The organism is Microbacterium sp. K41, from assembly GCF_004794395.1.
Classification (GTDB): Bacteria; Actinomycetota; Actinomycetes; order Actinomycetales; family Microbacteriaceae; genus Microbacterium; species Microbacterium sufflavum.
Genome location: NZ_SSDO01000526.1, coordinates 12333 through 26416 on the forward strand (window position 1 = coordinate 12333; position 14084 = coordinate 26416).

The following is a 14084-nucleotide window of genomic DNA, read 5'->3' on the forward strand; positions in this document are numbered from 1 at the left end:
GCCACGTGACCCGATACGCTGGTGTCATGACGCACTCGGGCAACCCTTTCGGACAGGTTCTCGTCGCGCTCGTCACTCCGATGACGGCCGACGGCGAAGTCGACTGGCCCGCCGTCGAGAAGCACATCGATGGCGTGATCACCGCGGGAGCGGACGGCATCGTGGTGACGGGAACGACCGGCGAGACCTCGACCCTGACGGACCCCGAGAAGCTGAAGCTGGTCGAGGTCGGCAAGTCGGTCTCCGCCGGCCGCGCCAAGATCATCACCGGCGGTGGATCGAACGAGACCGCGCACGCGATCGAGCTCTACAAGGCCAGCGAGAAGGCCGGTGCCGACGGCATCATGATCGTCACGCCGTACTACAACAAGCCGACGCAGGCCGGCATCCTGACGCACTTCCGCCTCGTCGCGGACGCCACGGACCTTCCGGTCATCCTGTACGACATCCCCGGTCGTACGGGCGTTCCGATCAAGTACGAGACGATCCTCCGCCTCGCGAAGCACCCGAACATCCTCGCCGTGAAGGACGCCAAGGGAGACTTCTCCGAGGTGAGCCGCGTGCTCAACCAGACCGACCTGATGTACTTCTCGGGCGATGACGCGAACGTCCTGCCGCATCTCGCGATCGGTGCGACAGGGCTCATCGGGGTCACGGCCAACATCACGGCCACGCCCTACCGCACGATCGTGGATGCGGTGAACCGGGGCGACCTCGCCACCGCCACCGCCGAGCACAAGCGCCTCGAGCCTCTGGTGCGCGCCGTCATGACGCACGTCCCCGGCACGGTCGCGGCGAAGTACATCCTGCACGGGCTCGGTCGCATCTCGAGCCCGCGCGTCCGGCTGCCTCTGGTGGGCCCGGAGGAGTGGGAGGCCGCGCTGATCGAGGACGAGCTCGATCTGGTCGCCGGGGTTCCCGGTGCGGACTTCTCGAACTTCCGTCCCGACCGCAACGCGGCCGCGGGCGGCGCCCTGCCGAAGGTGCACGGCACGACGCGCTGAGTCGCGTCCCCATGAACGAACGGACGCGCGAAGTGTCCGACTGAGGAGACAGCATGTCCATTCCCCTGGCCGAACCGTCCGCTCTCGACGAAGGAACGCTGCGGGTCATCCCGGTCGGCGGCCTCGGCGAGGTCGGCCGCAACATGACCGTGTTCGAGTACGACGGCAAGATCCTGATCGTCGATTGCGGCGTGCTGTTCCCCGAGGAGCACCAGCCCGGCGTCGACCTGATCCTGCCCGACTTCGAGCCCATCCGCGACCGTCTCGACGACATCGTCGGCGTGGTGCTCACGCACGGGCACGAGGACCACATCGGCGCCGTGCCGTACCTGCTGCGCCTGAAGAGCGACATCCCCCTGATCGGCTCCGGCCTGACGCTCGCGCTCGTCGAGGCGAAGCTCAAGGAGCACCGGATCAAGGCGTTCACCCTCACCGTCAAGGAGGGGCAGAAGGAGAGGGTCGGGCCGTTCGACCTCGAGTTCGTGGCCGTCAACCACTCCATCCCCGACGCACTCGCCGTCGCGATCCGCACGCCGGCGGGCATGGTGCTCGCGACGGGCGACTTCAAGATGGATCAGCTGCCGCTGGACGGCCGCATCACCGACCTGCGCGCGTTCTCGCGGCTGGGGGAGGAGGGCGTCGACCTCTTCCTCGTCGACTCCACGAACGCCGACGTCCCCGGGTTCACCCCCACCGAGCGCTCGATCGGGCCGGTCCTCGACCAGGTCATCGGCAAGGCCCCGCGCCGCGTCATCGTCGCCAGCTTTTCCAGCCACGTGCACCGCGTGCAGCAGGTGATCGACGCCGCGCACGCGCACGGACGGCGCGTCGCCTTCCTCGGTCGCAGCATGGTGCGCAACATGACCATCGCCGAGCAGCTCGGCTACCTCAAGGTGCCCGCGGGCGTGCTGATCGACTTCAAGAAGGCCCGCGACCTGCCCGACGAGCAGATCGTCTACATGTCGACGGGGTCGCAGGGCGAGCCGATGGCGGTGCTCAGCCGCATGGCGAACCTCGACCACGCGATCGAGGTGAGCGAGGGTGACACGGTCATCCTCGCCTCGAGCCTCATCCCCGGCAACGAGAACGCGGTCTACCGCGTGATCGACGGTCTCACGAAGCTCGGCGCGAACGTGGTCCACAAGGCGAACGCGCGGGTGCACGTGTCCGGCCACGCGGCGGCGGGTGAGCTGCTCTACTGCTACAACATCCTCAAGCCGAAGAACGTCCTCCCGGTGCACGGCGAGTACCGCCACCTGATCGCCAACGCCAAGCTCGCGCAGGACACGGGCATCCCGGAGGAGAACACGATCATCGCCTCCAACGGCACCGTGATCGACCTCAAGGACGGCGTGGCTCGCGTGAGCGGACAGCTCGACCTCGGGTTCGTGTATGTGGACGGTTCGACGGTGGGCGAGATCACCGACGCCGATCTGAAGGACCGGCGCATCCTGGGCGAGGAGGGGTTCATCTCGGTCATCGTCGTGGTGGACGCGGCGACCGGTCGCATCATCTCCGGCCCCGAGATCCACGCCCGCGGCGTGGCGGAGGACGACTCGGTCTTCGACGACGTCGCGCCGAAGATCGTCGCCGCGCTCAAGGAGGCTTCGGGCAACGGCGTGCGCGACACGCACGCCCTCTCCCAGGTCGTGCGCCGCACGATCGGCCGCTGGGTCAACCAGAAGCTCCGTCGCCGCCCGATGATCGTGCCCCTCGTCATCGAGGCCTGACCCCGGATAGCCGCGGAAAGCCGCGTCATTGCGCGGAGATGTCGGCTGTTGGACGTAGCGTGGGAGCATGGCCAGGAGCACCACGAAGACCGAGCGCGCGTCGACGACCGCGTCGTCGCGCCCCAAGCGGCAGTCGGCTTCCAAGGCGGCGCCTGCACCCAAGAAGTACGTCGACGAAGCGGACAAGCCTCCGGTCGCCGTCCGCGCCTGGAACGGCCTGGCGCACGCGGTCGGCGGTCTCTTCCGTGCGTTCGGGCCGGAGACGCTCGAGAAGGACGACCGTCGCGACGGCTTCCCGTTCTTCCTGGTGATCCTGGCGGTGCTGGGCGCCGTCAACGAGTGGTTCTTCATCGGCAACGAGATCGCGGCGAACATCAGCGCCTATTCGGTCGGTCTGTTCGTCGGCCGGGTCGCGTTCATCATGCCGGTGCTGTTGCTCCTCCTGGCCGGCTGGCTCTTCCGGCACCCCTCCTCCGTTCACGACAACGGGCGCATCGGGATCGGCTTCGGCCTGTTCGTGCTGGCGCTGTCGGCGATCTTCCATGTGGCCGGACCGCGGCCCCATCCGAACCAGGGGATGCCGGCTCTGAGCGAATCGGGCGGTCTCCTCGGCTGGCTCCTCGGACAGCCGGTCTCCTACCTCACCGACATCCCCGCCTACGTGCTGCTGTCGCTGCTGGTCGTCCTCAGCATCCTGATCCTGACCAAGACTCCGCCGAACCGCATCGGTTCGCGTCTCGGCGACCTCTACGCGTGGATGTTCGACGCGGAGCGCCCGGAGAAGCCGACGAAGGACGCGGCGGCGATCGACGAGGCCGACAAGGTCGACGATCCCGACGTGCTGCCCTGGTGGCGCCGAAACAAGACGGGCCGCGAGGAGGATCCGGACGAGGGGACGCTCGGTTCCGACGACATCACGGCACTGCTCACCACGAACGAGCCGACGCCCGCGTACGACCAGGCGATCACGGTCGCCAATCCTTCGGAGGCAGCCACTGAGGTGCTCTCCGACGTCCGGTCCATCGCCGACTCCCTCGCTGAGCAGCAGACCACGGCCCTCCTCGACGACGAGTCCGACACGGGCGAGATGCCCGAGCTCCCCGGGCTCGACGGCTTCGGTACCGAAGGGCCGGGGGAGCGGGGGCCACAGGCTCCGGTCGCTCCGTACATCCTTCCGTCGCCCGGCGTGCTCTCCGAGGGGCCGCCCTCGGTCGCGCGTTCCGACGCGAACGACCGCATCGTCGAGCAGATCACCAGCGTCCTCGACCAGTTCAAGGTCGACGCGAAGGTCACCGGCTTCTCCCGCGGCCCGACGGTCACGCAGTACGAGGTCGAGGTCGGTCACGGCGTCAAGGTCGAGAAGATCCTGCAGCTCAGCAACAACTTCGCCTACGCCGTCGCCTCGAACGACGTCCGCATCCTCTCTCCGATCCCTGGCAAGAGCGCGATCGGCATCGAGATCCCGAACACCGACCGGGAGACGGTGGCCCTCGGCGACGTGCTGCGTTCCGCCGCAGCGCAGAAGAGCACTCACCCGCTCACGATCGGCGTCGGCAAGGACGTGGGCGGCAACTTCGTCGTCGCGAACCTCGCCAAGATGCCGCATCTCCTCGTGGCCGGCTCCACCGGCTCGGGTAAATCGAGCTTCGTGAACTCGATGATCACGAGTCTGCTGATGCGCGCTCGCCCGGCGGATGTGCGCATGGTGCTGATCGACCCGAAGCGCGTGGAGCTCACGAGCTATGCCGGGGTGCCGCACCTCATCACCCCCATCATCACGAACCCCAAGAAGGCGGCTGAGGCGCTGCAGTGGGTCGTGAAGGAGATGGACATGCGCTACGACGACCTCGCGTCGTTCGGCTTCCGTCACATCGACGACTTCAACCGGGCGGTCCGCGCCGGGGAGGTCGAGGTGCCGGTGGGCAGCGAGCGGGTGCTCAAGCCCTATCCGTATCTCCTCGTCGTGGTGGATGAGCTCGCCGACCTCATGATGGTCGCGCCGCGTGACGTCGAGGATTCGATCGTCCGCATCACCCAGCTGGCCCGTGCCTCCGGGATCCACCTCGTCCTCGCCACGCAGCGTCCGAGCGTCGACGTCGTCACCGGTCTCATCAAGGCCAACGTGCCGTCCCGGCTCGCGTTCGCGGTCACGAGCGTCACCGACAGCCGCGTGATCCTCGACAGCCCCGGCGCCGACAAGCTGATCGGTCAGGGAGACGCGCTCTTCTCGCCGATGGGCTCGTCGAAGCCCTTCCGCCTGCAGGGTGCGTGGGTGGACGAGAAGGAGATCGACGCCGTCGTCAAGCACGTCACGCGTCAGGCTCGACCGGAGTACCGCGCCGATGTGCAGGAGGCGATGGAGCCGAGCAAGAAGAAAGAGGTCGACGAGGACATCGGCGACGACCTCGAGCTCCTCCTCGCCGCGGCCGAGCTCATCATCTCGTCGCAGTTCGGATCCACGTCGATGCTGCAGCGCAAGCTCCGTGTCGGGTTCGCGAAGGCCGGCCGGCTCATGGATCTGCTCGAGTCGCGTGAGGTCGTCGGCCCGTCGGAGGGGTCGAAGGCCCGCGACGTGCTGGCCACCCCGGAGCAGCTGCCGCAGGTCATGGCTCGCCTTCGCGGCGAGGACGTGCCCGCGTCCGCTCCGAGCGCCGGCGCACCGGCCGCCGCACCTCCGTCGCCCGAGCGCGACCCGATCGCGGGGCAGTACGACGGGCTTCCGGTCGTGGAGGCGGAAGGCGATGAAGACGCCTGGGGCCTGACGGGACGCGACTGATGGCCATTCCCCGGCAGCTCCCCAACGCGATCACGGTGGCGCGGATCCCGCTCGCGGTGGTCTTCTTCGTTCTCCTGCTCCTCGGTGGCACCTATGGAATCCCGGATCCGGTGGTGCGTTGGATCGCCGGCATCCTCTTCATCGTGGCCATCTCGACCGACTGGGTCGACGGGTATCTCGCGCGTCGCTACGACATTGTGAGCGACTTCGGGAAGCTGTGGGATCCGATCGCCGACAAGCTCCTCACGGGGGCCGGCTTCATCGGGCTGGCCATTCTGGGCGAGGTCAACTGGTGGATCGTGATCGTGATCCTCGTCCGCGAGTGGGGGATCACGATCCATCGTCTGGTGGTCGCGAGCGAGCATGTCGTCGCTGCCGCCTGGATGGGCAAGATCAAGACCGCGTTCCAGGGCGTGGCCCTCGGCTGGGCGTTGTTGCCGCTTCACGTGTGGATCGGTCTCGGTCCGTGGACGACCATCACCTTCGTGCTCATGCTGATCGTGCTCGTCCTCACAGTGGTCAGTGGAATCGACTACATCGTGGCGCAGGTACGCGGTTCGCGACAGCGGTCATGACGTCGTTCACCCCTGAGATGGTCGTGGGCGCCCTGCGCGCGCGCGGCTGGACGCTCGGGGTCGCCGAGTCGCTGACCGGCGGCGCGGTCTGCGCGGCGCTGGTCGCCGTTCCCGGAGCCTCCGTCGTTCTCCTCGGCGGCGTGGTCGCGTATGCGACGCCGGTCAAGCATTCGCTGCTCGGGGTGGACGCCGAGCTGCTCGCGACACAGGGACCCGTCCATCCCGAGGTGGCGCGGCAGATGGCCGAGGGGGTTCGCCACGCCGTCGCCGTCGACGGACGGTCGGCAGACGTCGGTATCTCCACCACCGGGATCGCCGGGCCGCAGTCGCCGGACGGTCAGCCGGTCGGGACCGTCCATCTGGGCGTCGTCACTCCGGAGGGCACTCGCACGGAGGCGTTCGTCTTCGACGGCGACCGAGCGGCGGTGCGCGCGCAGTCGGTGGCGATGCTGGTACGAATGCTGGCTGAGGCGGTCGGGGAATACGAGCCGACAGCCGAAGGTTGATACCGATGTGCTCACATTCAAACCACAGAGTGCAAGGGTAGATTCTGTGCAGGCCAGGAGGGCTAGACTGGCTGTCTCTTCGAGGGGAACCTCGATCGAACACATGGGGAGGAGGTTCCGATGATTCTTGTACGACAGGAAATCGGCGATGTGCTGAGGGACTTCCGCCTGCAGAAGGGGCGCACCCTCCGGCAGGTCGCAAGCAAGGCGTCCGTCGCGCTCGGCTACCTCAGCGAGGTCGAACGCGGACAGAAGGAGGCGTCGAGCGAGATCCTCGCCTCGGTCGCGGAGGCCCTCGACGTTCCCATCTCCACCATCATGCGCGAGGTCGGGGATCGCATCTCCGTCCTCGAGGGCATCCAGGTCTTCCCCGACGTCGTTCCCGACGATCTGGTCGCCTCGGTCGAGCCCGAGCTCTCGCTGCACTGACCACTCGGCCGGGTGACGATGCGACGTAGCGAATTCCTTCGCGCCGTCGACGCGGAGTTCCAGGCGCGAGGGCCGTCACTGGTGAACGACCTCAGTCTGACGGCGGTCAACGGCCGTACCGCGAGCGAAGCGCTGGCGGACGGCGTGCCGCCCCGGGAGATCTGGCTCGCTCTGTGCGAGGAGATGGATGTTCCGCTGTCTCGGCGGCACGGCGTCGGACGGCTGGAGCCGCGGAGCCGCTGAGTTGCTGCTCTCGTTCTCCGGGGTGTGCGGAACTCCGACACGCCGCGTTGCGTTGTTGTCGAAAATCTGTTCGAACCGGGCGTAGTCTTCTGCACAAGTGGTTTCGATGCCTGGATCATCACAGACCTCGGGTGGGCCGATGCAATGTCGGTGGCTCGTCCTAGCGTGAGGACCAGGCTGAAGAAGCCACACGCCTTGTCGGAGAGTTCCTTCCAGCCGGAAGAGCCGCGACAGCCTACAGGCGGCATCACACGCGCAGAAGGAGCACACCATGCCATCACCCGCCGACCGCGAGAAGTCCCTCGAGACCGCCCTCGCGCAGATCGACCGTCAGTTCGGAAAGGGCTCGGTCATGCGGCTGGGCAGCGATGAGCGCGCCCCCGTGGCAGTCATCCCCACCGGCTCCATCGCCCTCGACGTCGCCCTCGGGGTCGGAGGCCTGCCGCGTGGCCGCATCGTGGAGATCTACGGCCCGGAGTCCTCGGGTAAGACCACACTCACCCTGCACGCCATCGCCAATGCGCAGCGCGCGGGTGGTATCGCGGCGTTCATCGACGCGGAGCACGCGCTCGACCCCGACTACGCCGCGAAGCTGGGCGTCGACATCGATTCCCTGCTGGTGTCGCAGCCGGACACCGGTGAGCAGGCGCTGGAGATCGCCGACATGCTCGTGCGGTCCGGTGCCATCGATCTCATCGTCGTCGACTCGGTCGCGGCCCTCGTGCCGCGAGCCGAGATCGAGGGTGAGATGGGCGACTCCCACGTGGGTTTGCAGGCCCGGCTCATGTCGCAGGCGCTGCGCAAGCTGACGGGTGGGCTCAACCAGACCAACACCACGATGATCTTCATCAACCAGCTGCGCGAGAAGATCGGCGTCTTCTTCGGATCGCCCGAGACCACCGCCGGTGGAAAGGCGCTCAAGTTCTACGCCTCCGTGCGCATGGACATCCGACGGATCGAGACCCTCAAAGACGGAACCGACGCCGTCGGCAACCGTACGCGGGTCAAGATCGTCAAGAACAAGATGGCCCCGCCGTTCAAGCAGGCGGAGTTTGACATCCTCTACGGCGTGGGGATCTCTCGCGAGGGCAGCCTGATCGATTTCGGCGTGGAGCACGGGATCGTCAAGAAGTCTGGCTCGTGGTACACCTACGACGGCGACCAGCTGGGGCAGGGCAAGGAGAACGCGCGCACGTTCCTTCTCAACAACCCCGACATCGCCCTCGCCATCGAGACGCAGATCAAGCAGAAGCTCGGCATCGGTGCGCAGCCCGCGCCCGCGTCTGCGGACGAGCTCGCTGAGCGTCGCCCGGCCTGATGAACGAGCAGCGTGGGGGCGATCCGGAACGGATCGCCCCCATCATCCCGCTCTTCGGAGGGGCGCCGTCTCGGCAGCCCTCACGACGGCCTACCCCGCCCGACCATTCGGGGGTGGACGCGCCGGCATCGACTGACGGCGCCGCGTCGTGGCGCTCGACCTGGCATCAGGCGCCGTCCGACTTCCCGCAGGAATCCGACGCGGGCACGCCGAGCGAACGGCATCCCGCACGCGGCCGACGCGGGCGATCGACAGCGGGCACCCCGGTCCCTCGGCTGCGCGCGATCGACGAGGGGACGCTCGGCGGGGCGGATGCCGAGCGGGGAGACGAGGACGGTCCCACCACGGAGGAGGTCCGTGTCGCGGCCGAAGAATCTCTGCTCCGCAAGCTTCGCACCCGCTCGTTGTCCGTCTCCGAAGCGCGCCTGGTCTTGAGAGGCCACGGGGTGGAGGCGAACGACGTCGACGACCTGATCGAGGATTTCTGCCGTCGCGGTTACCTCGACGACGCGGTGCTCGCCGAGATGCTCGTGACCTCGGGCGCCGAACGAAAGGGGCAGGGGCGTGTCGCGCTGTCCCGTGCGCTCGCCCAGCGCGGGATCCCGCGAGAGGTGATCCATGCGGCGCTGGAGGAACTCCCTGACGACGATGCGGAGCGGGCGCTGGAGTTCGCTCGCACCAAGGCGCGGTCTCTCAGCCGACTCGACGCCGACACGGCGCTTCGTCGCCTCACGGGTCAGCTGGCGCGGCGTGGTTATGCCGGATCGGTCGCGATGACCGCCGCCAAGACGGCGCTGCGCGAGGCGTCGTCCGGTGGTTCCGGGTCCGGCGTGCGCTTCGTGGATTCCGACTGAGGGCGCCGCCCTGAGCGCGGTGACGGGGCTCGTACAATGGACAGATCATGACTATCCCCCGCAGTGAACCGACGATCATCAGCGCCTCATCGGCGGCCGTCGACGACGACGGGCGACAGCGATCGTATGAGGTGCGTACCTTCGGGTGCCAGATGAACGTGCACGACTCCGAGCGGCTGTCCGGTTCGCTCGAGAGCGCGGGCTACGTCCCTGCGCCCGCGGGCAGTGAAGCCGACGTCGTCATCATCAACACCTGCGCCGTGCGCGACAATGCGGCGGGCAAGTTGTACGGCACTCTCGGACACCTCGCCGCGGTGAAGCGTCGGAAGGCGGGCATGCAGATCGCCGTCGGTGGCTGTCTCGCACAGATGGACAAGCAGGCGGTGCTCGACAAGGCGCCGTGGGTCGATGTCGTCTTCGGAACGCACAACATGGGCTCCCTGCCCGGCCTCCTCGAGCGCGCCCGCCACAACGGAGACGCAGAGCTGGAGATCCTCGAGTCGCTCGAGGTGTTCCCGTCCACGCTTCCCACCAAGCGCGACTCCGCCCACAGCGGTTGGGTGTCGATCTCGGTCGGCTGCAACAACACCTGCACGTTCTGCATCGTGCCGAGCCTTCGTGGCAAGGAGAAGGACCGCCGCCCGGGCGACATCCTCAACGAGATCCGGCTGCTGGTCGAGGACGGCGCGATCGAGGTCACCCTGCTCGGCCAGAACGTCAACTCGTATGGTGTGGAGTTCGGAGACCGCCAGGCCTTCGGCAAGCTGCTGCGCGCGGCCGGGCAGATCGAGGGCCTGGAGCGGATCCGATTCACGAGTCCGCATCCGGCCGCCTTCACCGACGACGTGATCGACGCGATGGCCGAGACACCGAGCGTGATGCCGCAGCTGCACATGCCGCTCCAGTCGGGCAGCGACCGCATCCTCAAGGCCATGCGGCGTTCGTACCGCAGCGAGCGTTTCCTGGGCATCCTCGACCGGGTGCGGGCACGCATCCCGCACGCGGCCATCACGACCGACATCATCGTCGGGTTCCCGGGTGAGACCGAGGAGGACTTCGAAGACACGATGCGGGTGGTCGAGCAGGCACGCTTCTCCGGAGCCTTCACGTTCCAGTACTCGATCCGGGAGGGCACACCGGCGGCGACGATGGCGGATCAGGTTCCGAAGGCCGTGGTGCAGGCCCGCTACGATCGCTTGATCGCACTGCAGGAGCGCATCTCGCTGGAAGAGAACCAGAAGCAGGTCGGCCGCGAGATCGAGGTGCTCGTGTCGACCGGGGAGGGCAAGAAGGACGCCGAGACCCACCGCCTGACGGGCCGAGGCGAGGACAACCGTCTCGTGCACTTCGAGGTCCCGCCGGGGTCGGAGCTTCCGCGCCCGGGTGACGTCGTCACGGTGACGGTCACGCACGCCGCGCCGTTCCACCTGCTGGCCGATGACCCCACCGGCGCGCCTCTGCGCATCCGCCGGACACGGGGCGGAGATGCCTGGGACCGCTCGCAGGCGGAGTCGTGCGCGGTGCCGTCACCGAGTGCGAGCGGGTCGAGCGCCGTGTCGCTCGGGCTTCCGACGCTGCGCGTCGGCGTGTGACCGCGCCGCGACTCTGGGCGATCGTCGGTGCCACGGGCACGGGCAAGAGCGACCTCGCCCTGGACCTGGCCGAAGCGCTGCGGCGTCAGGGCAACCCGGCCGAGATCATCAACGCCGACGCGATGCAGGTGTATCGCGGCATGGACATCGGCACGGCGAAGTTGCCGACCGCCGACCGTCGTGGCATTCCCCATCATCTCCTCGACGTGCGAGAGGTCTCGCAGGATGCTGCTGCCGCTTGGTATCAGCCGCTGGCGCGTGCGGCGGTGCGCGACATCCAGGAGCGCGGCGGAGACGCCATCCTGGTCGGCGGCTCGGGTCTGTACGTCTCCAGCGTGATCTTCGACTTCGACTTCCCGCCGCGAGACCCGGCGGTGCGGAGGCGGCTGGAGCTCGAGTTCGAGGCCGAGGGGATCACGCCGTTGCTCGAGCGACTGCGGCTCCTCGATCCGACCACGGCGGAGCGCGTTGACCCCAGGAACAGCCGACGGGTCATCCGTGCGCTCGAAGTGGTGGAACAGGGGAGTGCTACGCACGGGGCAGCGCTTCCCGATGCGCCGACGCTGTGGATGCCGCAGACGCGGATCATCGGCCTGCGCCTGGACCGCGAGCCGCTCGTGCGCCGGCTGAACGACCGGGTCGACCGCATGTGGGCGCAGGGGCTGGTGGCGGAGGCCGAGAGTCTCCGTGGGCGTGGCCTGGAGAGCGGCACCACGGCTTCCCGCGCGATCGGCTACGCCCAGGCGCTGGGACAGTTGGACGGCCGGCTCACGGAGGCGGAGGCGATCGCGGAGACGCAGGCCCTCACCCGCCGGTACGCCCGCCGTCAGGTGTCGTGGTTCAAGCGTTACCCGCAGCTCGAGTGGCACGACGTGCCGACCTCCGCGGAGCAGCTTCTCGCCGACTGACGAGTGTCGGTGCCCGGTGCAAGACTGCGCGCATGGCCACTCACTTCTACACCGCCTCCAGTCTCGATGGGTTCATCGCCACGCTCGACCATTCACTCGACTGGCTGCTGAGCCAGGACATCGATCTGGAGGGGCCGATGGCGTACCCGTCGTTCGAGAAGAACGTCGGCGCCCTCGTGATGGGGGCGTCCACCTACGAATGGGTGATGCGGCACGAGGAGCGACAGTGGGGGTACACTCAGCCGACGTGGGTGCTCACGCACCGCGACCTCGAGCTGCCCACGGGGGCGGCCGTCGAACTCACCAGCGACTCCGTGAGCGAAGTGCACGCCCGCGCGGTGGCGGCGGCGGAGGGCCGCGATGTCTGGATCGTCGGCGGGGGAGACGTCGCCGGGCAGTTCGCCGACGCCGGGCTTCTCGACGAGGTCTGGGTGCAATACGCCCCGGTCACCCTCGGGTCAGGTGCACCGCTTCTTCCTCGTCGACTCGATCTGGAGTTGCTCGAGGTCGCACGCAACCGCAGCTTCCTGTGCGGGCGTTATCGCGTCGTCCGCGACGAGGGGGAAACGAACCGTCCCTAGACTGGGAGCATGGTCGCATTCACCAAGGGGCACGGCACCGGCAACGACTTCATCATCATCGCCGACCCCGATGGGCAGCTGCCTCTGTCACAGGAGCAGGTGGCTGTGCTCTGCGACCGCCACTTCGGCATCGGCGCAGACGGGGTCCTGCGGGTCGTCCGCTCTGCGTCCCTTCCGGAGGGCGCTGCGGCGCTGGCGGAAGAGCCCGCCGCGGAGTGGTTCATGGACTATCGCAACGCCGACGGCTCGGTCGCGGAGATGTGCGGCAACGGGATCCGCGTGTTCGTGCACTATCTGGTGCGTTCCGGTCTCGCGAGTATCGAGCAGGGCGCGACGCTGCCGATCGGTACCAGGGCCGGAGTGCGCGACGTGACCCGCAGCGCGAACGGCTACCAGGTCGACCTTGGGGCGTGGCGCCTGTCGGGCGACGACCCACTCGTCCGTGCGGATGGGCTCACCGTGACCCGCCCCGGCCTCGGCATCGATCTGGGCAACCCGCACGTCGTGGTCGCGCTGGCATCCGAGGCCGAACTCGCGCTGCTCGAGCTCACGCGTGCACCCGAGCTCGAACCCGCCCTTCCTGCGGGCGCCAACGTCGAGTTCGTCGTCCCGGGTGAACCCCTGGTCCGCGACGGCATCGGCCATGTGCGCATGCGGGTCTCCGAGCGCGGCGTCGGCGAGACGCTCAGCTGCGGAACCGGTGTCGCGGCGACGGCCCTCGCCGTGCGGTACTGGGCGGGTGCGCAGGCGCCGAACAACTGGCAGGTCGAGGTGCCCGGTGGCACACTGGCCGTGCGGATGTTCCCGGCGGAGGACGGCGAGCACGTCGCGCTCTCCGGGCCTGCGCAGCTGGTCTTCCAGGGTGAGATCGACCTGCTCTGAGGCGCGGATCAGACCAGCGCGATCGGCTCCGTCGGTGGCGTGCCGTGCTTGCGGACCTTCAGGATGCGGTAGCCCTTGCCGGTCGCGGTGCGGAAGACGCTGAAGCCGGGGTGGAACGTGCTGGCGATCCACCGCTGCAGGGAGTCGGCACCCAGATTGCGCTGCACCACGAGCCAGGCATCGCTGCGCTCGTCGAGCCGGGGGATCCACCGTTCGAGAAGCCCGTGGAGCTCGTTCTTCCCCACGCGGATCGGCGGGTTGGAGCGGATGGTGCGGAAGGTCACGTCGTCGGGAACATCTCCGGGCAGCGCGGCGTTGACATTGGTGAGGCCGAGCGCGGAAGCATTGCGACGCACGAGGTCGAGCGCACGTTCATTCACGTCCACCGCCCAGACGGTGGCGTGCGGTGAAGCCAGAGCCATCGACAGGGCGATGGGTCCCCAGCCGCTGCCGAGGTCGAGAAGATGGCCGCCGGGCGGAACGGGCGGAGTGTTGGCGAGAAGGACCGCGGTTCCGGCATCGAGCCGATCCGGGCTGAAGACCCCACCGGCGGTGGTCATCTCCAGCTCGCGCCCTGCCATGGATACACGGATCGTGCGCAGGTTCTCGGGGCTTGCCGGGGCCGCAGTGAAGTAGTGGTCGGACCCCATACGGTGAGCGTACCGGACGGTGCGGGCTAAGGTTAA

Annotated in this window: 14 protein-coding genes; 13 read left to right on the forward strand and 1 reads right to left on the reverse strand. The window is 68.2% G+C overall.

Annotated features, from left to right (window positions below):
- Window positions 1–26 precede the first annotated feature (26 nt).
- The 13 genes from dapA (at window position 27) to dapF (ending at window position 13398) form a co-directional block, all read left to right on the forward strand.
- Window positions 27–1004, forward strand: coding sequence for a 4-hydroxy-tetrahydrodipicolinate synthase (gene dapA, locus DW309_RS18055; protein WP_136046158.1), 978 nt, complete (start codon window positions 27–29; stop codon window positions 1002–1004).
- Between the two features lie 53 nt (window positions 1005–1057).
- Entirely contained in the window at window positions 1058–2734 is a 1677-nt protein-coding gene (locus tag DW309_RS18060) for a ribonuclease J (protein ID WP_136035018.1), read from the forward strand.
- A 67-nt stretch (window positions 2735–2801) separates the two neighbouring features.
- Window positions 2802–5510 (forward strand): DNA translocase FtsK, encoded by a 2709-nt coding sequence (locus DW309_RS18065; RefSeq protein WP_136036721.1) that lies wholly within the window; start codon window positions 2802–2804, stop codon window positions 5508–5510.
- Window positions 5510–6085 carry a CDP-diacylglycerol--glycerol-3-phosphate 3-phosphatidyltransferase gene (gene pgsA / locus DW309_RS18070; protein ID WP_136046159.1) on the forward strand — a complete coding sequence of 192 codons (576 nt, stop codon included), beginning with the start codon at window positions 5510–5512 and terminating at the stop codon, window positions 6083–6085. Before DW309_RS18065 ends, pgsA begins: the two co-directional genes overlap by 1 nt.
- Window positions 6086–6102: 17 nt before the next feature.
- Complete coding sequence (locus tag DW309_RS18075) at window positions 6103–6591, forward strand: CinA family protein (protein ID WP_240753279.1); 489 nt, start codon at window positions 6103–6105, stop codon at window positions 6589–6591.
- Window positions 6592–6711: 120 nt separating this feature from the next.
- The gene (locus tag DW309_RS18080; protein ID WP_136036724.1) at window positions 6712–7020 is read left to right on the forward strand and encodes a helix-turn-helix domain-containing protein; all 309 of its coding nucleotides are present in this window, start codon (window positions 6712–6714) and stop codon (window positions 7018–7020) included.
- 18 nt (window positions 7021–7038) lie between these two features.
- Complete coding sequence (locus DW309_RS18085) at window positions 7039–7263, forward strand: DUF3046 domain-containing protein (RefSeq protein WP_136035009.1); 225 nt, start codon at window positions 7039–7041, stop codon at window positions 7261–7263.
- Window positions 7264–7534: 271 nt separating this feature from the next.
- A complete protein-coding gene (recA, locus tag DW309_RS18090) occupies window positions 7535–8581 on the forward strand; it encodes a recombinase RecA (RefSeq protein ID WP_136035007.1) in 1047 nt (348 codons plus the stop codon).
- 113 nt (window positions 8582–8694) lie between these two features.
- The gene (locus DW309_RS18095; RefSeq protein WP_240753281.1) at window positions 8695–9435 is read left to right on the forward strand and encodes a regulatory protein RecX; all 741 of its coding nucleotides are present in this window, start codon (window positions 8695–8697) and stop codon (window positions 9433–9435) included.
- A 47-nt stretch (window positions 9436–9482) separates the two neighbouring features.
- A complete protein-coding gene (gene miaB, locus DW309_RS18100; protein ID WP_136035003.1) occupies window positions 9483–11027 on the forward strand; it encodes a tRNA (N6-isopentenyl adenosine(37)-C2)-methylthiotransferase MiaB in 1545 nt (514 codons plus the stop codon).
- Window positions 11024–11935 carry a tRNA (adenosine(37)-N6)-dimethylallyltransferase MiaA gene (gene miaA, locus DW309_RS18105; protein WP_136046162.1) on the forward strand — a complete coding sequence of 304 codons (912 nt, stop codon included), beginning with the start codon at window positions 11024–11026 and terminating at the stop codon, window positions 11933–11935. Before miaB ends, miaA begins: the two co-directional genes overlap by 4 nt.
- A gap of 32 nt (window positions 11936–11967) precedes the next feature.
- Window positions 11968–12516 carry a dihydrofolate reductase family protein gene (locus DW309_RS18110; protein ID WP_136046163.1) on the forward strand — a complete coding sequence of 183 codons (549 nt, stop codon included), beginning with the start codon at window positions 11968–11970 and terminating at the stop codon, window positions 12514–12516.
- Window positions 12517–12525: 9 nt separating this feature from the next.
- Entirely contained in the window at window positions 12526–13398 is an 873-nt protein-coding gene (dapF, locus tag DW309_RS18115) for a diaminopimelate epimerase (protein ID WP_136034996.1), read from the forward strand.
- A gap of 8 nt (window positions 13399–13406) precedes the next feature.
- Here dapF and DW309_RS18120 read toward each other — a convergent pair whose 3' ends face one another.
- Window positions 13407–14048 (reverse strand): class I SAM-dependent methyltransferase, encoded by a 642-nt coding sequence (locus tag DW309_RS18120; RefSeq protein ID WP_136046164.1) that lies wholly within the window; start codon window positions 14046–14048, stop codon window positions 13407–13409.
- Between the last annotated feature and the right edge of the window lie 36 nt (window positions 14049–14084).